10 protein-coding genes are annotated in these 18,526 nt (G+C 66.5%); 9 read left to right on the top strand and 1 reads right to left on the bottom strand.

The annotated features are described in order from the left end of the window. Position 1 precedes the first annotated feature (1 nt). From arfB to C8J46_RS12070, 6 genes are all read left to right on the top strand, one after another. Positions 2-427 (top strand): alternative ribosome rescue aminoacyl-tRNA hydrolase ArfB, encoded by a 426-nt coding sequence (arfB, locus tag C8J46_RS12095; RefSeq protein ID WP_093399511.1) that lies wholly within the window; start codon positions 2-4, stop codon positions 425-427. Between the two features lie 196 nt (positions 428-623). After that, positions 624-1,109 (top strand): GAF domain-containing protein, encoded by a 486-nt coding sequence (locus tag C8J46_RS12090; RefSeq protein ID WP_132739292.1) that lies wholly within the window; start codon positions 624-626, stop codon positions 1,107-1,109. Between the two features lie 111 nt (positions 1,110-1,220). Beyond that, entirely contained in the window at positions 1,221-2,333 is a 1,113-nt protein-coding gene (locus tag C8J46_RS12085) for an RcnB family protein (RefSeq protein WP_132739289.1), read from the top strand. 243 nt (positions 2,334-2,576) lie between these two features. Beyond that, on the top strand, positions 2,577-5,516 hold the full coding sequence (locus C8J46_RS12080; protein ID WP_243643347.1) for a TonB-dependent receptor: 2,940 nt from the start codon (positions 2,577-2,579) through the stop codon (positions 5,514-5,516). Positions 5,517-5,531: 15 nt separating this feature from the next. Next, a complete protein-coding gene (gene galA / locus C8J46_RS12075; protein WP_132739286.1) occupies positions 5,532-7,997 on the top strand; it encodes a beta-galactosidase GalA in 2,466 nt (821 codons plus the stop codon). Then, on the top strand, positions 7,994-10,285 hold the full coding sequence (locus C8J46_RS12070) for a DPP IV N-terminal domain-containing protein (protein WP_132739284.1): 2,292 nt from the start codon (positions 7,994-7,996) through the stop codon (positions 10,283-10,285). The genes galA and C8J46_RS12070 overlap by 4 nt, the downstream gene beginning before the upstream one ends. Positions 10,286-10,428: 143 nt before the next feature. Here C8J46_RS12070 and C8J46_RS12065 read toward each other — a convergent pair whose 3' ends face one another. Further along, positions 10,429-13,158 (bottom strand): DUF5695 domain-containing protein, encoded by a 2,730-nt coding sequence (locus C8J46_RS12065; RefSeq protein WP_132739282.1) that lies wholly within the window; start codon positions 13,156-13,158, stop codon positions 10,429-10,431. 92 nt (positions 13,159-13,250) lie between these two features. Between C8J46_RS12065 and C8J46_RS12060 the strand changes: the two genes are divergently transcribed. The 3 genes from C8J46_RS12060 to C8J46_RS12050 are packed head-to-tail and all read left to right on the top strand — an operon-like array spanning position 13,251 to position 18,402. Continuing rightward, on the top strand, positions 13,251-15,620 hold the full coding sequence (locus C8J46_RS12060) for a glycoside hydrolase family 127 protein (protein ID WP_132739279.1): 2,370 nt from the start codon (positions 13,251-13,253) through the stop codon (positions 15,618-15,620). A gap of 14 nt (positions 15,621-15,634) precedes the next feature. Then, on the top strand, positions 15,635-16,636 hold the full coding sequence (locus C8J46_RS12055; RefSeq protein WP_132739643.1) for an Ldh family oxidoreductase: 1,002 nt from the start codon (positions 15,635-15,637) through the stop codon (positions 16,634-16,636). Between the two features lie 2 nt (positions 16,637-16,638). Then, positions 16,639-18,402, top strand: coding sequence for a DUF885 family protein (locus tag C8J46_RS12050; RefSeq protein ID WP_243643346.1), 1,764 nt, complete (start codon positions 16,639-16,641; stop codon positions 18,400-18,402). Positions 18,403-18,526 lie beyond the last annotated feature (124 nt).

Raw genomic sequence — 18,526 nt, 5'->3', positions numbered from 1 at the left:
GATGGTCGCGATCCCGATCACCCGATCGATCTCGATCGACGACAGCGAGCTGATCGAAAGCACCACGCGCTCGGGCGGCCCCGGCGGTCAGCACGTCAACACCACCGACAGCGCGGTGATCCTGCGCTTCGATGTCGGCCTCTCGCCCGGCCTGCCGCTGGCGGTGAAGAACCGCATCGCGGTGCTGGCCGGATCGCGCCTCACGCGCGACGGCGTGCTGGTGCTGCGCAGCGAAGGCTCGCGGTCGCAACTGCTCAACCGCCAGGAGGTTCGCGAGCGGCTGGTGGCGCTGATCAAGGAAGCGACGATCGTTCCAAAAGCCCGCCGCGCGACCAAGCCGTCCAAGGCGGCAAAGGCGCGGCGGGTCGATACGAAGAAAGTACGAAGCGGGGTCAAGGCGGGCCGCGGCAAGGTCCGCGACGATTGAGCGACACTCTTTGCCGCTCCCCCGCCCCTCACAGCCCGTTGCCGCTCACCCGCCCCTCAAAGCCCGTCACCCCAGCGAAAGCTGGGGTATCCTTGAGGAACGGACCGCCGGCGCCAACATGGAGATCCCAGCTTTCGCTGGGATGACGAATTTTGGAGCGTGCCAGTTCCGTCAAGTCGCCGACCAAGGAAGACAGATGTACCAGTTCGATATCGCCGCCGGCACCAAGGCCGATCTCTACCGCGACCTTCTCGCCGCGCTCGGCGCGCTGACCGCAGACGAGACCGATCCGATCGCCAACATGGCCAACGCCGCCGCCCTCGTGTGGGAATACCTCCCCGACCTGAACTGGGCAGGCTTCTACCGGCTGGTGGAAGGCGAGCTCGTTCTCGGCCCGTTCCAGGGCAAGGTCGCCTGCATCCGCATCCCGGTCGGCAAGGGCGTCTGCGGGGCCGCCGCCGCGACGCTGACCACGCAATTGGTCGAGGACGTCCACGCCTTCCCAGGCCATATCGCCTGCGATGCGGCAAGCCGTTCAGAACTGGTCGTGCCGGTGACCAAGGACGGCACGCTGATCGCGGTGCTCGACCTCGATAGCCCGGAACCTGCGCGGTTCGACGCCGACGACGCGGCAGGGTGCGAAGCGCTGGCGGCATTGCTCGCCGAACGTCTCGCGATCTGATCCGTTTCGGGACGGCACGCTCGCTGGTGAGTCCCTCCCGGCTTTGGTAAGCAACGCGTTAAGATATTCGGCGTTTGCGCGGGATAGGGTGGCGAAACCAGGGAGACGGACATGCGGAGGCTTTTGATCGCAAGCGCGGGGATGGCACTGGCGAGTGGCGGCGCAGCGGACGCGCAGCACCGCCCCGGCGCCGACTACGACGTCCCCGGCACGGCGATGCAGGCGCCGATGCAGACGCCGCACCGGCCAGGACCGATCGCCGCCCGCCCGCCCGTCGTCCACACGTCGTCACAGGTCGGCGGCCCGCAGGCTGTCGGTCCACAGCCTGCCGGTCACCGCGCGCCGCGCTGGGGTAGCAAGATCGGCGGGCGCTGGTGGGGCGGGGCGAACGCGCCAGGCGGCTGGGCCGCGTACCGCCGTCCGCATCGAGGCTGGGCGGTGCCGGGCTATTGGAACGCACCGCGCTTCTACGTCAACGACTGGTCGCGCTATGGCCTGCCGCAGCCGCCACAGGGGTATAACTGGGCGCGCTATTACGATGATGCCGTCCTGATCGATCAGCGCGGTTCGGTGTACGATACGGTCAGCGACACCGACTGGGACCGCTATGATTCCGGTGGTTACACCGCGGTCGCGCCACGGGATTATGCGCAGAACGACTCGGTCTATGCAGGCCCAGCAGACCGCGGTTATCCCGCACCCTATGACGACCGCGCACCGCGGCGCGACACGGGTCTCGGCGGCGCGGCGATCGGTGCGGTCGCGGGCGGCGTTGCAGGCAATGTGATCGCAGGACGTGGCAACCGTCTTGGCGGCACGCTGATCGGTGCCGGCGTCGGGGCAGCGGCGGGCTACGCGATCGACAAGGGCGAAGATCGCGGCCGGCGCGCACCGCGGCCACGGGCCGATTACGGTGCGGGCTATGCGCCGCCACCGGCTACTTACGCGCCCGTCTACGCACCCCCCGTCTCCTATGGCGCTGGCTATGCGCAACCGCGTGGCTACCCCTCGGCGCCCGGTGGAAGCTGGGTTTCGCCCGACGGCCTGACGACGGTGACGACGACCAGCGGCAGCGTCTATCCCGCCGGCGGAACTACGGTCGTGGTCCAGTCCGCCCCGATGGTGACGACGACCACGACCGAATATTACGACACGGTGTCGTACACGCCGCGAAAGGCGTGGCGAAAGCGCGTACGGGCGCGTCCGACCTGCAACTGCCGTTGACCGCGATTTGCTGCCGCTAAGCCAGCGGATCAGCCGGAAAATCAGCGCACGTCCTTAGGGGCGTGCGTTTTTTTTGGCCTGTCACCAAGTCGCGTGCTCGGTTCCGGTTGGAGCCCGGGCGCTCCCGAGACCATCACCACCCAATCTACGCAATATGAATATAGGATATCGTATATTATATTTGACATAAACTCGGCGACGTGATGGATTGCGCGCAACATCCAAACAGGGGCGCGGGCACTCATGACATTTTTGGTCGGAAAACTTCGTAATCGGTCGAGCTTGGGCGCGATGGTCGCGATGCTGCTCTCGTCGAGTGCCTATGCGCAGGTCGTGCCCGTGCCGCAGCCAACCGCCGAAACGGGCGCAGACGACGCCATCGTGGTCACCGGCACGCGCATCCGCCGCCCCGATCTGGCCAGCAACAGTCCTATCACCTCGGTGACGGACCAGGAGATCAAGTATCAGGGCGCGGTCAACGTCGAGAACGTGCTGAACCGCCTGCCGCAGTTCACCGCCGACGCGAACGAGAACGTCTCGAACGGGTCGGACGGCACCGCCAACATTAACCTGCGCAACCTGGGCTCGAACCGCACGCTGATCCTGCTCAACGGCCAGCGCTTGATGCCGCAGCAGGCGATCGATCTGAACTTCGTGCCGTCGGCGCTGATCGACCGGGTCGACGTGGTGACCGGCGGCGCGTCCGCGGTCTACGGCTCGGACGCGGTCGCGGGCGTCGTCAACTTCGTGCTGAAGGATCATCTCGACGGGCTGCGGATCGACGTCCAGTCCGGGCTTGGGTTGCACACCAACGACAACAGCGGGGTGCGCAACGTCCTGACCACGCGTGGCTATGCAAACGCGCCGGGCCGCGTCGCCGATGGCGGCAAGCAGGATCTGAACGCGGCGTACGGCAAGAATTTCGCGAACGGGCGCGGCAACATCACCGTCTATGGCGGCTATCGTCACACCGATCCGGTGCTCCAGGCGAACCGCGATGTCTCCGCCTGCGCGCTCAACCCGTCGGATGCCGCGGGCAATGGTTTCATCTGCGGCGGATCGAGCAACACGCCGATCGGAACGTTCGTGCCGCTCGGCGGGCCCAATTCGGGCAGGACGCTGACCAACAACGCCAACGGCACGCCGACCTGGGTGCCCTACACCTCGGCCTATGCGTACAACTACGCGCCGACCAACTACTTCCAGCGCTCCGACGAGCGCATCACCGGCGGCGCGTTTGCCAAGTTCGAGATCGCACCGATCGCCGAAGTCTATGGCAGCTTCATGTATATGAAGGATCACACCTTCTCGCAGGTCGCACCGTCCGCATTGTTCCTCGGCACCACCTTCACCGTCCCCTGCAACAACCCGCTGATGAGCGCGTCGCAGCAGCAGTCGCTGTGCGGCGCGGCGGCGGGGACGAACGCGACGCAGGACACGCTGATCGGTTATCGCCTCGGCTCGGGCCAGTCGCGTCGCGACGATCTGCGCCATCAGGACTATCGCTATTCCGCAGGTGTCCGTGGCGATCTCGGTCACGGCTTCCGCTACGACGTCAACTATCTGCATTCCCTGGTGCGCTACAACGAGACGTATCTGAACAACGTCGACAATGTGAAGGCGCAGCGTGCGCTCGACGTGGTCAACGTCGGCGGGGTTCCGACCTGTCGCTCGGTCATCGATGGCAGCGACCCGGCGTGCGTGCCGATCAACGTGTTCCAGGCGAACGCGATCACCGATGCGCAGGGCGCGTACCTGTTTTCGGAGAGCAACACCGCGTCGCGCAACGTGCTGGACGTGATGTCCGCGAACGTGAATGGCGACCTCGGGACGTTCGGCATCTCCAGCCCCTGGGCGAAGCGCGGCGTCAACATCGCGCTGGGCGGCGAGCATCGTCGCGAGACGCTCAACTTCACCGCGGACGCGATCGCGCAGCAGGGCGGCACGACCAATTCGGATGGCCGCATCACCGTCAATGAAGGCTATGGCGAGATCGAGATCCCGATCCTGCAGGACCTGCCGTTCGCGCACGAACTGACGCTCAACGGCGGCCTGCGCTATTCCGCGTATCGCAACAGCCAGCAGTCGACCGGGTTGAAGTCGCAATACAACGTCTGGACCTACAAGGGCGAGGCAAGCTGGGCGCCGGTCAAGGATGCGCGCTTCCGCTTCAGCTATAACCGGGCGATCCGTGCGCCGAACATCGGCGAGCTGTTCGGCTCGCGCTCGATCGGCAACGTCTCCGCACAGGATCCGTGTTCGGGGACGTCGCCCACCGCCTCGCTCGATATCTGCCGCCTGACCGGCGTGACGCAGGCGCAATATGGCAACATCGTCGAGTGCCCGTCGGATACGTGCTCGGCGCAATATGGCGGCAATTCTGCGCTGAAGCCTGAAAAGGCCGACACCTATACGCTCGGCATGGTGCTGACGCCGCGGATGGTGCGCAACTTCACGCTGTCGGTCGATTATTACCACATCAAGGTGAAGGACTATATCAGCTCGGTCGATCCGTCGCTCGCGATCAGCCAGTGCGTCGCGGCGAGCGATCCGTTCTATTGCGGGCTGTTCACGCGCGACCCGCGTTCGGGCGCGCTGTTCGGCAGCAACGGCTATATCGTGTCGACCACGTACAACACCGGGTCGCTCAAGACGTCGGGGATCGATCTCACCGCCGATTACACGCTGGGGATCGGCGCGCTCGGCAAGCTTAACCTCAACATGGTCGGCACGCGGCTGATCTCGCAGGTATCCGAGCCGCTGAAGGGGCTGGGCAGCTATGACTGCAAGGGGTTGTTCGGGTACACCTGTGGCCAGCCCAACCCGAAGTGGCGGCACGTGATGCGCACCACATGGCAGATGCCGCAGGGCGCGAGCGTGTCGGTGTCGTGGCGGCATATCGACCAGGTCAAATTGTCGTCGCTGTCGGACAACACCTTCCTCGCGGGGACGCCGAGCGTGATCAATCGGAAGATCTCGGCGTACAACTACATCGATCTCGCGGGCACGGTCGCGGTCGGCGAGGGGCTCCAGCTTCGCGCCGGCGTCAACAACCTGTTCGACAAGGATCCGCCGGCGATCGCCTCGGGCATCCTGTCGTCGTTCGGCAACGGCAACACCTATCCCGGCGTGTATGACGTGCTGGGCCGCACGCTGTTCGTCGGCGCGACGGTGAACTTCTGACGCTTGGATAACGCTATGACGAACCTGGTCCGCCGCGACGTTCTGAAGACGGGTGGCGTGACCGCGCTCGCGACGATCCTCCCCGCCGTGCCGATCGGTGCGGCGGGGACGGGCTCGGCCAGCCTACGCGAGATCGTGTCGCTGGCGACGGGGTGGCGGTTCCATCTCGGCCACGCGAGCGATCCGGCGAAGGATTTCGGGTTCGGGCGCTCGCATGACACCTACGCCAAGTCGGGCGATGTCGGCACGCCGGTTGCCGAGCCCAAGTTCGACGACAGCGCATGGACGGCAGTAACGCTGCCGCACGACTGGGCGGTCGACCTGCCGTTCGAAGAGTTCGGGCCGGCGGGGAGCGAGGCGGACCGGACCGGATCGTTCCAGGGGTTCAAGCCGGTCGGGCGGATGTGGCCGGCGACCAGCGTCGGCTGGTATCGCCGGGTGATTGCGTTGGCCAAGGCGGACGCGGGGCGGCGGTTGCTGCTCCAGTTCGATGGGGTCGCGCGCGATTGTCTCGTGATACTCAACGGCTTCGTCGTCGGCTCGACCGAGAGCGGGTATGCGCCGTTCGAGATCGACGTCACGGATTTCGCCAAGCCCGGCGAGGCCAATGTGCTCGTCATCCGCTGCGACGTGAGCCTCGGCGAGGCGTGGTCGTACGAGGGGGCGGGGCTCTACCGCGACGTGCGGTTGGTGAAGACCGCGCCGGTGCATGTCCGGCGCTGGGGTGCCACGGTGCGCTGTTCCGTCGAGACCGGCGGCGCCACGGTCCGGGTTGCAACCGAGATCGCGAATGATGGCCCTGCGTGTGAGGCGCGGGTTCGATCGACGGTGATCGGTCCAGACGGGAAGAGCCTAGTGCTGTTCGCGGACCCGCTCGCGCTGCCGGCTTGGGGCGCGACGACCGCGACGCAGGAGACCCGCATCGTCGCGCCTGCGCTCTGGTCGCTGGAAATGCCGCATCTCTACACGCTGATCAGCGAGATCCTTGTCGACGGCACGCTGGTCGATCGCGACACGTCCACCTTCGGCATCCGCACGATCCGGTTCGACGCGAACCACGGGTTCTTCCTCAACGGCAAGCCGGTCAAGATCAAGGGCACCTGCAACCACCAGGATCATGCCGGGGTCGGCTTCGGGGTGCCCGACAGCCTGCACGTCTGGCGACTCGAACGGCTGAAGGCGATGGGCAGCAACGCCTATCGCTCGACGCATCATTCGCCGTCGCCCGCGATCCTCGACGCGTGCGACCGGATGGGCATCCTGATGATCGACGAGACGCGGCAGATGTCGAGCAATGCCGAGGGCCTGGGGCAGCTCGAACGGATGGTCCGGCAGGGGCGCAATCATCCGAGCATCGTCCTGTGGAGCATCGGCAACGAGGAGATCCACCGCGGCACCGAAACCGGCGCGCGGATCGCCGAGACGATGAAGCGCAAGGTGTACGAACTCGACGGGACGCGGCCGGTGACGGAGGCGTTCAACGGCAAGTTCGCCGAGGGGGCGTCGCGCGTGCTCGACGTGATGGGATGCAATTACTACCTCGACGCGATCGATCCGTACCACGCCGCGCACCCCGACATGCCGATGATCGGTACGGAGACGGGCAGCACGGTGATGACCCGCGGCGAATATGCGCGGGATGACAAGGCGGGCTTCGTGCCCGCCTACGACCGCGAATTTCCCAAATGGGCGACGACTGCGGAAAAATGGTGGAGTTTCTACGACGCGCGGCCGTTCCTGAGCGGTGGGTTCGTATGGACCGGGTTCGACTATCGTGGCGAACCGACCCCGTTCGAACGCTGGCCCGAGAACGTCTCGAACTTCGGCCAGATGGACCTGTGCGGCTTCCCCAAGGACAATTACTTTTACTACCGCGCGTGGTGGAGCGGCGAGCCGGTGCTGCACCTGTTCCCGCACTGGAACTGGGCGGGGCGCGAGGGCCAGCCGGTATCGGTGTGGGTGCACAGCAACTGCGAGGCGGTCGAACTGGTCCTGAACGGGCGGAGCCTCGGGCGGCAGGCGGTGGTGAAGAACAAACATCTCGAATGGCAGGTGCCCTATGCGGCGGGGCGGATCGCGGCGCACGGGTATCGCGGCGGCAAGCGCGTGATGCACGCGGTGCGCGAGACGACCGGGGCGGCAGCGCGGATCGGGCTGTCGAGCGATCGGCGGCAACTGGCGCCGGGCGAAGTCGCGGTGGTGCGCGTGGCGATCCTCGATGCGAAACGCCGCGAGATGCCGACGGCGTCGGATCGCGTGACGTTCGCGCTGACAGGTGATGCCAAGCTGCTCGGCGTCGGCAATGGCGATCCGCGGAGTCTGGAGCCCGATCATGCGACGTCGCGCTCTGCGTTCAACGGCTTGTGCATGGCGCTGGTGCAGGCGGGTGCGAAGGGCGGGCCGATCCGGCTGGAGGCGCGTGGCGACGGCCTCGCGCCGGCGATGCTGCCGCTCATCGGTCTGACCAAGGATATCCGATGACTGCACGTCGTTCGTCGCGGGCGCTTGCGCTGGTATTGCTGTGCGCTTCGGTGGCGGCGGAAGCGGCCCCCGACAAAGCTGCGTTTCGGCGCTCGATCGGCTTGCGTCGCGCTTGGCAGGATCTCACGCGCGACATTGCGTGGCCCGCGCATTGGACGCCGGACGGGCGGCGCTTTTCCTATCGCAAGACGGTGGCGGGCGGGTTCGCGTTCGAGACGGTGGATGCGAAGACGCTCGCCAAGTCGGCCGCGTTCGATACGGCCAAGCTTGCGGCGGCGCTGGGCGATGCGCGTCACGAGGCGGTTGATCCGATGCACCTGCCGTTCGCCGAGTTCGATTATGCGGAGGACGGCAAGGCGATTGCGTTCTCGCTGGACGAGACGCGCTGGCAGTGCGGCATCGTCGTCTATCGGTGCGAGGCGGCGGTCGATCGGAGCCGACCGCGCGGATTTGGCGTGGTGCGCGATATGTCGGTGCCGGCGGACAATAGTCCGAAGGTTTCGCCCGATGGGAATTGGACCGCGTTCGTACAGGGCGACAACCTTGTCGTGCGCAAGACCGGCGCCACCACGATCGTGCCGCTCAGCGTCGATGGAAGCGCGGGCGATTTCTACGATCCCGAGACGCTGCGCTGGTCGCCCGACAGCCGCCACATCATGATCTATCGGGTCAAGCCGGGCTATCAGCGGCGGGTATTGCGGGTGGAATCGTCGCCGCGCGATCAGCTCCAGCCGGAATTGCAGAGCCAGCTTTATCCGAAGCCCGGCGACGCAATCGACCAGGAGCGGCCGGTGCTGTTCGACGTGGCGACGCGGCGGCAGACGGTGATCGACGACGCGCTGTTCCCCAACGCGTACGAACTCTCCGCGCCACGCTGGCGGAGTGACGGACGGAGTGTGGCGTTCGATTATGTCCGGCGCGGTTTCGGCCAGGCGCGGATCGTCGCGGTCGATGCGGAGACCGGCGTCGCGCACGCCGCGGTGACCGAGGATGCGAAGACCTTCGTCTATGCCGACCGCCGCTATGCGCACGAGGTCGGCGCGGATGGCCGCGAGATCGTCTGGGCGTCGGAACGCGATGGCTGGAACCACCTGTACCTGATCGACGGCCGCACCGGGGCCGTAAAAAACCGGATTACGACCGGGGACTGGGTGGTGCGCGACGTGGTCGCTGTCGACGACGCCAAGCGCCAGATCGTGTTTGCCGCGAGCGGGATGAACGCGGGCGAGGACCCGTATTTCCGCCACGCCTACCGGATCGATTTCGACGGTCGCCACCTGACCGCGCTGACGCCGGCCAAGGCGGATCACGACGCGCGGTTCTCGCCCGATGGGACTCTCTACGTCGACACCTATTCGCGCGTCGACCTGCCGACTGTCAGCGAACTGCACCGGTCGAGCGACGGCGCGCTGGTCGCGACGATCACCAGGGGCGACGACAGCGCGTTGCGCACGGCGGGATTCAGGCCGCCCGAGGTGTTCGTTGCGAAGGGGCGCGACGGCAGGACCGACATATGGGGCGTCGTCGTCAGGCCGCGCGACTACGACCCGCGCAAGCGCTATCCGGTGATCGAGAACATCTATGCGGGGCCGCACGACAGTTTCGTGCCCAAGCAATATTGGCCGTTCGGGTACCATTCCGGCGGCGACAAGGTCATCGGGATGCAGGAGCAGGCCGATCTCGGTTTCATCGTCGTGCAGATCGACGGGATGGGGACGGCGAACCGCTCGAAGGCGTTCCACGACGTCGCGTGGAAGAACCTCGTGGACTCTGGCTTCCCCGATCGCATCGCGTGGCACCGCGCGATGGCGGCGAAGGACCCGTCTTACGATATCGGCCGGGTCGGCATCTACGGCGCGTCGGCGGGCGGGCAGAGTACGCTGAACGCGTTGCTGTTCCACGGCAATTTCTACAAAGTCGGGGTGGCCTATGCCGGGTGTTACGACAACCGGATGGACAAGATCAGCTGGAACGAACAGTGGCTCGGCTGGCCGGTCGATGCGAGCTATGCAGCCGCCTCGGGGGTCGATCACGCCGCGCAATTGACGGGCAAGCTGCTGATGATCGTCGGCGAGCAGGACAGCAATGTCGACCCCGCCTCGACGATGCAGGTCGCCGACGCGCTGATCCGTGCGGGGAAGGATTTCGAGCTGCTGGCGGTGCCGGGGGGCGAGCATAGTGTCGGGCGCTCGACCGGGCCGATCGATTATGTCGCGCGGCGGCAGTTCGGGTTTTTCGTTCGGGAGCTGGCTGGGGAAGCCGTGCCGGAGTGGAATGGGGTCAAGTGAGGGCAGACTGAGATACATGCCCCTCAACGTCCCACCCCGGCGGAGGCCGGGGCCCAATTGGGGGACGTCGCTGACTGTGGACGGTCCTTCGTCACGGTGACCTTTCCAATTGGGCCCCGGCCTCCGCCGGGGTGGTGTTCTGACTATTGAGGTGACAGGCCGACACTGATTGGTGCCGATCCCAGTGGGACGGTGTAGCCGCCGCGTTCGAACCGGGCTCCTGCCATCGTGTAAGACCGACCGGTCTTGGTCGTCGTTTCGACGAAGACGCGCGCGGTCGGATTGATCTTCGTCGCCGCATCGAGCGTCAGCGTGACCGCTCCGGTCGCTGGCATATACGTCGCGCGCGCAATCTTCCCTGCCTCCAGCGTGATCCACAATCCAGCGGGGGCGATGAACAGCCGCGTGCGGGCGCCGTCCCTCGGGGTGATGCTGACCGCGCCCGCCGCCTGTTCGACATTGCCGCCGAAGCCCAGCCAGCCAAAGGTCGGGTCGTTCACCAGATAGCTCGCGGCGGTGATCGCGTGGCCGTAGAAGCCCATGCCGTAGTCGCCGCTATACGGGTCCCATTTCATCATGTCGGGGGCGGAGTGGAACGCGGCCGACGAGAAGCCGTCGCGGTCGATGTTGGTGATGCCGCCCATCATGCCGCCATAGGCGATGCGGAGCAGCCGCAGGTCGGTCGGGTCGGCGCGGTAGGCGTCGAACAGCGGGACGGCATTGAGCGTCGAGCCGTAATGGTGGAGCTGGCGCTCGATCCGCGGGTATTTGCCGCCGTAGAGGAAGTCCCAATAGCGGCGCGCATTGCCGTTATAGCCCCAGCTCGGGATCGTCGGGTCGTAGGCGAGGATCACTTTCCGCGTCACGTCGGCCTGCGGCTGGTAACCGAAATAGCGCATCCAGGCGTAGACCTCGGGCTGGCCCGTCGAATCCCAGGCCATCTCGCTGCCGAATGGATAGCGTAGCGTGCGCCAGTGATCGGCGCGCTGCTTCATCAGGCGCTCCATCTCGGTCGCTTCGGCGGTCAGCCCTTCGCGCTTCAGCTCCTTAAGGATGTCGACGAACACGTCGCCCTCCATCAGCCCGAACTGCGTGTAATAGGGCGCGTCACGCATCATCGCGGTGGTGGTCTGGAACGCGTGGTCGAGATACCAGCGCCACGGATGCGCGGTGACGAGCCCGGGGTGGTTGCGCGCGACGCGGTACAGCACCCAGTGGCCGATCGCGACGTGTGGGTAGTTGTACGCGCGACCGAGATCGCCCGCGTCCTTCTTCGACCAGGAGGTCCAGGTCTTCCAGTCGACGGTCGGGTCGTAACAGCCGGGATGTGCGGCGGGGTCGTAGTAGAACAGGCTCTTCCGCACCGCGCCGGCGTGCGGGCCGTCCGGGACTTGCAGGTCGCCCTGGATCGTCTCGTCGACCAGGCGTTGCAGCTTGGCGATCTCGACCGGGTCGGGGTTGTCGAGCTGCTTTGAAATCGCCGCGACCCAGCTGCCCGCGCCGCCTTCGTCGCTCATCCCCGAGATCCAGACGCGCGGGTCCTGCGTGACCACTTTGCCGGTCTCGCGGTCGTAGGTGAGGATCGCGGGGTTGCGGCCGAACGGGTCGGCCTTGTCCTCGTACCATTGCTGCGTCGTCGAGAACCGGCCGAGGTCGGCCATCGTCTGGTCGAGCGGCTTGGTGATGTAATAGCTGACCGTCTGGACGCTGCCGTCGGCATAGGTGATCGCGAGGCTCGCGCGGCCCCAGCCCTTGCTGCGAACGGTGTAGCGGGCCCAGCCTTTCGCGCTGGCGGCCGGCGTTGCGGTGAGCGCACCAGCAGGGAAGCTCTCGACCTTGGCGACGGGTAGAGGCGTCTTGAGGAACAGCGAGGCGTCCTGGTCGGTCGGAACGACGTAGCCGGGGATGCCGACCGCGACGGGGCGGTGGTTGGCGACGAGCGTGTCCTCGATGGCCGCGATCGACGGCGCGGTGACGAAGCGGACGCCGATCGTGCGCGCCGCGCCGGGGGCCAGCGTGAAGCCGGTCGGCGTGTTCCATTGCTCGTCGGCCTTCGCCCATTCCTTCTCGGCAAAGGCTTTGCTGGCGACGGTCCAGTCGTAGAAGCCTTCCGAGGTCTGGCCGCGCTTGCTGCGGTCGGTGAAGATGTCGCCCTTGGGGGCCTTGGCGGCTTCGAGGATCGGGCGGTAGGCCTCGAGCGGCGTGCCCTTTTCGGGAAGGACGAGCAGCGCCGGACCCGCGCCGTTGAGGCGAGTGACCTGGAGATAGCCGGCGTCGCGGCCGATATACGGGTCGACGAAGCTCGCCTGCGCATGCGCCTGTTCGAGGCTGCGGTCGGTGATGATGTTGTCGAACACCATCGGCAGGCCGAGCGCGCCGATTTCGATGGGGGCGGTCGTCGTGTTGGTCAGCGTGAAGCGGAGTGCGAGGACGCCGTGGTCGTCGATCCAGCGGCGCTCGACGCGCAACGGGCTGGTGGTCCCGAGCGAGGCGGTGATATCGGCGGCGGCGAGCGTCGCGCCGGTCGCGGGCAGGCGGCGGATCGCCTTGCGGTGCTGCGCGGAAGCGAAGTCGGTCCAGGCGCCGCCGGGTTGACGGACGCGGAGGTGGATGTCGCCGATATGGACATAGCCGTCGGCGGCGCGCTCGGCTTCGCGCGCGCCGGGGACGAAGTCGAAACCGGGTTCGGCGGCGGGGGACAATCGGGCGAGCGTCTGCGTGTCGGTGCGCAGTGCGACGCGGAAGGCGGAGGTGCGAAGCGCGGTCTGCGCAATCGGGCGGAACACTGGCTTGGCGGGCTTGGGTTGCGCATACCCGGGCAACGTCGCGGTGCCGAGCAGGAGGAGCGCGAGGAGGGGGCGGAATGCGGTCATGAATGGCTCGCTCGGGCTCGACGGTGGGTGCGAAATGGCACTTGCGCCACTCCTCTCGACGTTTAGTATACGATATCCGAATGGAGATAAAGATGTTCGCAAACCGCCGGGATGTATTGATGGGGACGACGGCGGTGGCGCTGTTGTCGGTGGGCGAACAAGCGCTTGGCAAGGGGGCGTCGATCTCACTTCCGACCAAGGCCAGGCCTTTCCCATTGTCCGCGGTACGCTTGCTCCCGTCCGCCTACGCGACCGCGGTCGAGGTCAATCGCGCCTATCTGCTGCGGTTGAGCGCGGATCGGTTGCTGCACAATTTCATGGTCTATGCCGGGTTCCCCGCGAAGGCGCCGCTCTATGGCGGGTGGGAAAGCGACACGATCGCCGGGCACACGCTGGGGCATTATCTGACCGCGCTCGTGCTGATGCATGCGCAGACCGGTGATGCGGAGTGCCGTACTCGTGCGGATTATATCGTCGCCGAGCTGGCGCGGGCGCAGGCTAAGCGCGGCACCGGTTATGTCGGCGCGCTGGGGCGCAAGCGGAAGGACGGGACGATCGTCGACGGCGAGGAGATCTTCCCCGAGGTGATGCGCGGCGAGATCAAGTCGGGCGGGTTCGATCTCAACGGCTCGTGGTCGCCGCTATATACGGTGCACAAGGTGTTCGCGGGGCTGCTCGACGTGCATGCCGCGTGGGGCAACACACAGGCGCTGACCGTCGCGACGGGCCTCGCGACGTATTTCGCGAAGGTGTTCGCGGCGCTCGACGATGCGCAGATGCAGACGCTGCTCGGGTGCGAATATGGCGGGTTGAACGAGAGCTATGCCGAGCTGTCCGCGCGCACCGGGAACAAGCAATGGCTCGACGTCGCGGAGCGGCTGTACGACCGGAAGATGCTCGATCCGATGGTCGCGGGTGAGGACAAGCTGGCCAACTTCCATGCCAATACGCAGGTGCCGAAGCTGGTCGGGCTGGCGCGGATCCACGAACTGAACGGCAAACCCGCACCTGCGAACGCCGCGCGGTTCTTCTGGACGACCGTCACGCAGCATCACAGCTATGTGATCGGCGGCAATGCCGACCGCGAGTATTTCTCCGGCCCCGACAGCATCGCCAACCACATCACCGAGCAGACCTGCGAGCATTGCAACAGCTACAACATGCTGAAGCTGACGCAGCAGCTCTATGGTTGGGCACCGGACGGCGCGATGTTCGACTATTACGAGCGCGCGCATCTGAACCACATCATGGCGGCGCAGGACCCGAAGACTGCCGGCTTCACCTATATGACGCCGCTGATGACGGGCACCGCGCGCGAATATTCGACGCCGAAGGACGACGCGTTCTGGTGCTGCGTCGGTACGGGGATGGAGAGCCATGCCAAGCACGGCGAGGCGATCTTCTGGGAGGGCGGCGATACGCTGCTGGTCAATCTCTACATCCCGGCGGAGGCGCAGTGGCGTGCGCGCGGTGCGGTGCTGACGCTCGATACGCGCTATCCGTTCGAGCCGGAATCGCGGGTGACGCTGACGAAGCTGGCAAGGCCGGGGCGGTTTCCTATCGCGCTGCGCGTGCCGGGCTGGGCGAACGGGCGCGCGACGGTGACGGTCAACGGCGCGGCGGTCGAGCCGGTGCTGGCGAAGGGCTATGCGATCGTCGAGCGCAAATGGAAGGCGGGCGATGTCGTTGCGATCAGCGTGCCGCTCGACCTGCGGCTGGAGAGTGCCCCGGGCGACGTCGATACGGTCGCGGTGCTGCGCGGGCCGATGGTGATGGCCGCCGATCTCGGGCCGACCGAGGCGAAATGGGAGCAGGCCGATCCGGCGATGGTCGGCGCCGACCTGCTCGCCGCGTTTACGCCGACGGCTGGCGCGGGCTATGCGACGAAGGGGATTATCCGGCCTGCCGACCTCAACTTCGTGCCGTTCTACAGCCAGTATGATCGACGCAGCGCGGTGTATTTCAAGCGCTTCAGCGAGGCGGCGTGGAAGACCGAGGAAGCGGCGTTCCTGACCGAGCAGGCGCGGCTGAAGGATCTCGCCGCACGGTCGGTCGACGTGATGCATCTCGGCGAGATGCAGCCGGAGCGCGATCATGCGCTGACGTCGGAAATCTCGTATCCGGTCAGCTATCGCGGGCGGAACGGGCGCGATGCGCGGTCGGGCGGCTATTTCGAGTTCGCGATGAAGACGCGGCCGGGGCCGCTGGTGGTGCAGGCGACCTATTGGGGCGACGAGCGCGCGCGCGATTTCGACATCCTCGTGGATAACGTGAAGGTGGCGACACAGCATCTGGAGGCGGACCAGCCCGGCAAGTTCTTCGATGTCGACTATCCGCTGCCGATCGGGCTGACCAAGGGCAAGACGAGCGTGAAGGTGCGGTTCGTCCCGCATGACCGGTCGTCGGCCGGGCCGGTGTTCGGGGTGCGGATGGTCACAGCCAAGCCGGGTGCGACCGCGTGAGCGACGACGTGCGGATGACGCTCGACGAGGTGCGGGGGCTCGCGCGGACAGTGCTGCTCGGCGCTGGCCTGTCGCGCGCGCATGCCGAGGCGGTGGCGGAGACGATGGTCGCGGGCGAGCGCGACGGCTGTGCAAGCCACGGCATTTACCGATTGCTGGTCGCGGCGAACAGCATCGCCAAGGGTGTCGTCGCGCTCGATGCCGAGCCGGTGGTGAGCGAACCGGCGCGCGCGCTCGTGCGGGTCGATGGCGGCGGCGGGTTCGCGCAACTCGCGTTCAAGCGGGGTCGGCCAGTACTGGCGGAGAAGGCGCGCGCGTATGGGATCGCCGCGATGGCACTGAACAACGTGGTGCATTTCGCGGCGTTGTGGCCCGAGGTCGAGGCGCTCGCGGAGGACGGGCTGGTCGCGCTCGCGGTCACGCCGAGCCATGCTTGGGTCGCGCCGGCGGGGGGTACCTTGCCCGTGTTCGGGACCAATCCGATCGCGTTCGGCTGGCCGCGGCCTGGTGGGCATCCCTTTGTGTTCGACTTTGCAACGAGTGCAGTCGCGCGGGGCGAGATTGAACTGCACCGGCGGGCGGGGAAGGCTGTTCCCAACGACTGGGGCTATGATACGGACGGGCAGCCGACGACCGAGGCTGCGGCGGTGCTGAACGGCGCGATGCGGACGTTCGGCGGGCACAAGGGGTCGGCGCTGGCGGCGATGGTCGAGCTGCTCGCCGGGCCGCTGATCGGCGACATGACCAGCCGGGAATCGCTGGAGGCTGACGCGGCGCGCGGTGGATCGCCGATCGGGGGCGAACTGATCATCGCGATCGATCCCGTCGGGTTTCTTGGCGATGCGGTCGCCGAGCACCTCGCGCGCGCGGAAGCGATGTTCGCGGCGATCGAGGGGCAGGGTGCTCGGCTGCCGTCGCAACGGCGGTATGCGGCGCGGGCGCGGAGCTTGACCGAGGGTGTGGTTATACCCGCCGCACTGTACCGCGACATCATGGCGCTGGTTCCAGGAGAATGACGATGAAGGCGATGATCCTGTTGCTGGCGCTAGGCTCGACTGCGCTGGGGGCAATGCCTCCAAAAACTCCGAAATCGGCCGTGGCGACGTCGGCGGATGCGCGGTTCGAGGCGCTCTACACGTCTGAATATGCGTGGCGGCAACTTCAGTTCGCGCAGGGCGAGGACAATCCGACCGCCCCGCCGCGCCTCCCCGATGTCGGCCCCAAGGCGCAGGCCGAGCGGCTCGCGCGGTGGACCGATGTGTCGCGGCAACTGGCGGCGATCTCGCCGGCGACACTCTCGCCCGCCAATCGCGTCAATTATGCGGTCTATACGCAACAGATCGACGCCTTGCTCGCCGAGCAACGCTTTCGCGATTACGAAAAGCCGCTGACCGCCGATACGAGTTTCTGGGGTGACGTCGCGGAGAGCGCGCGCGGCAATTTCAAGTCGGTGAAGGACTATCGCGACTATATCGCGGTGATGCGCCAGATCCCGCGCTATTTCGACCAGCAGACCGGCAACATGCGCGCCGGGCTGGCACGCGGGTTCACGCCGGCGCGGGTAACGCTGACGGGGCGCGACAATGGCGTCGCGCAGGTCGCCGAGGCGAAGACGCCGCCGGAGTCGCCGTTCTACGAACCGTTCAAGAGCTTCCCATCGACGATCCCGGCTGCCGATCAGGCTGCGCTTAGGGCCCAGGGGACGGCGGCGATCTCGCAGGCGGTGGTGCCGGCCTATGCGACGCTGCTGAAGTTCCTGCGCACCGAGTATATCCCGCACGCTCGCGAGGGGCTGGCGGCGTACGACCTGCCGGACGGCAAGGCTTATTACCTGTCGAAGGTCCGCGAATACACCACGCAGGATATCACGCCCGAACAGATCCACGCGCTCGGGCTCGCGGAGATCGCCAAGATTCGCGGCCGGATGGACGGCGTGATGCGGAGCGTGAAGTTCCAAGGCGATCTGCAGGCGTTCTTCAACCACCTGCGCACCGATCCGCAATTCTATCCCAAGACGCCGAACGAGCTGCTGTACCGCGCGGCGTGGATCGCCAAGACGTTCGACGGCAAGGCGTCGTCGTGGTTCGGGCATCTGCCGCGCAGCCGGTTCGCGATCAAGCCGGTGCCGGCGGACATCGCGCCGTTCTACACCGGCGGGCGCGGCGGGCCGGGGATCTATCTGGTCAACACCTACGACCTGCCATCCCGGCCGTTCTATTCCCAGGTCGCGCTGACGCTGCATGAGAGCGCGCCCGGCCACGCGTTCCAGATGCCGCTCGCGTCCGAGAACAAGACGCTGCCGGCGTTCCGGCGCGACACGTATCTGTCGGTCTATGGCGAGGGCTGGGCGCTGTATTGCGAGACGCTCGGCGAGGACATGGGGATGTACGAGACGCCGTACGATCTGTTCGGGATGCTGAGCTATCAGGCGTGGCGCGCGGCGCGGCTGGTGGTCGATACCGGCATCCATGCGAAGGGCTGGAGCCGGAAACAGGCGCAGGACTATCTGCACGACAATACCGCGCTGTCGAACCATGAGATCGAGACCGAGGTCGATCGCTACATCGCGTGGCCGGGGCAGGCGCTGTCCTATTACATGGGGCAGATCGCGTTCCAGACCGCGCGGAAGAAGGCGCAGGACAAGCTCGGCGCGAAGTTCAATATCCGCGCGTTCCACGATGCAATGCTGGAGATGGGATCGGTGCCGGTGCCGGTGATCGAGGCGCGTACGGATGAGCTGATCGCGGCGGGTGGCAAGGGGCCGTATCCCGACGAGGAGTGAGTGCGGGCTCCCCATCATCCCGGCCCCGTTATCTTCGCCCCGTCATCCCAGCGAAAGCTGGGATCCAGAACCACGAACGCTGGCTTGCGTGGCTCTGGATCCTGGGTCGAGCCCAGGATGACGG

Origin of the sequence: Sphingomonas sp. PP-F2F-A104-K0414 (genome assembly GCF_004340945.1) — a bacterium.
GTDB lineage: Bacteria > Pseudomonadota > Alphaproteobacteria > Sphingomonadales > Sphingomonadaceae > Sphingomonas.
The sequence above is the reverse complement of the archived record's forward strand: the minus strand, read 5'-3'. Positions and strand labels throughout refer to the sequence as shown.

Coding starts and splice junctions, on each gene's coding strand:
- C8J46_RS12060 (WP_132739279.1), top strand. CDS start 13,251: ATGTTCGCAAACCGCCGGGATGTATTGATGGGGACGACGGCGGTGGCG.
- C8J46_RS12070 (WP_132739284.1), top strand. CDS start 7,994: ATGACTGCACGTCGTTCGTCGCGGGCGCTTGCGCTGGTATTGCTGTGC.
- C8J46_RS12085 (WP_132739289.1), top strand. CDS start 1,221: ATGCGGAGGCTTTTGATCGCAAGCGCGGGGATGGCACTGGCGAGTGGC.
- C8J46_RS12080 (WP_243643347.1), top strand. CDS start 2,577: ATGACATTTTTGGTCGGAAAACTTCGTAATCGGTCGAGCTTGGGCGCG.
- arfB (WP_093399511.1), top strand. CDS start 2: ATGGTCGCGATCCCGATCACCCGATCGATCTCGATCGACGACAGCGAG.
- C8J46_RS12055 (WP_132739643.1), top strand. CDS start 15,635: ATGACGCTCGACGAGGTGCGGGGGCTCGCGCGGACAGTGCTGCTCGGC.
- C8J46_RS12090 (WP_132739292.1), top strand. CDS start 624: ATGTACCAGTTCGATATCGCCGCCGGCACCAAGGCCGATCTCTACCGC.
- galA (WP_132739286.1), top strand. CDS start 5,532: ATGACGAACCTGGTCCGCCGCGACGTTCTGAAGACGGGTGGCGTGACC.
- C8J46_RS12050 (WP_243643346.1), top strand. CDS start 16,639: ATGAAGGCGATGATCCTGTTGCTGGCGCTAGGCTCGACTGCGCTGGGG.
- C8J46_RS12065 (WP_132739282.1), bottom strand. CDS start 13,158: ATGACCGCATTCCGCCCCCTCCTCGCGCTCCTCCTGCTCGGCACCGCG.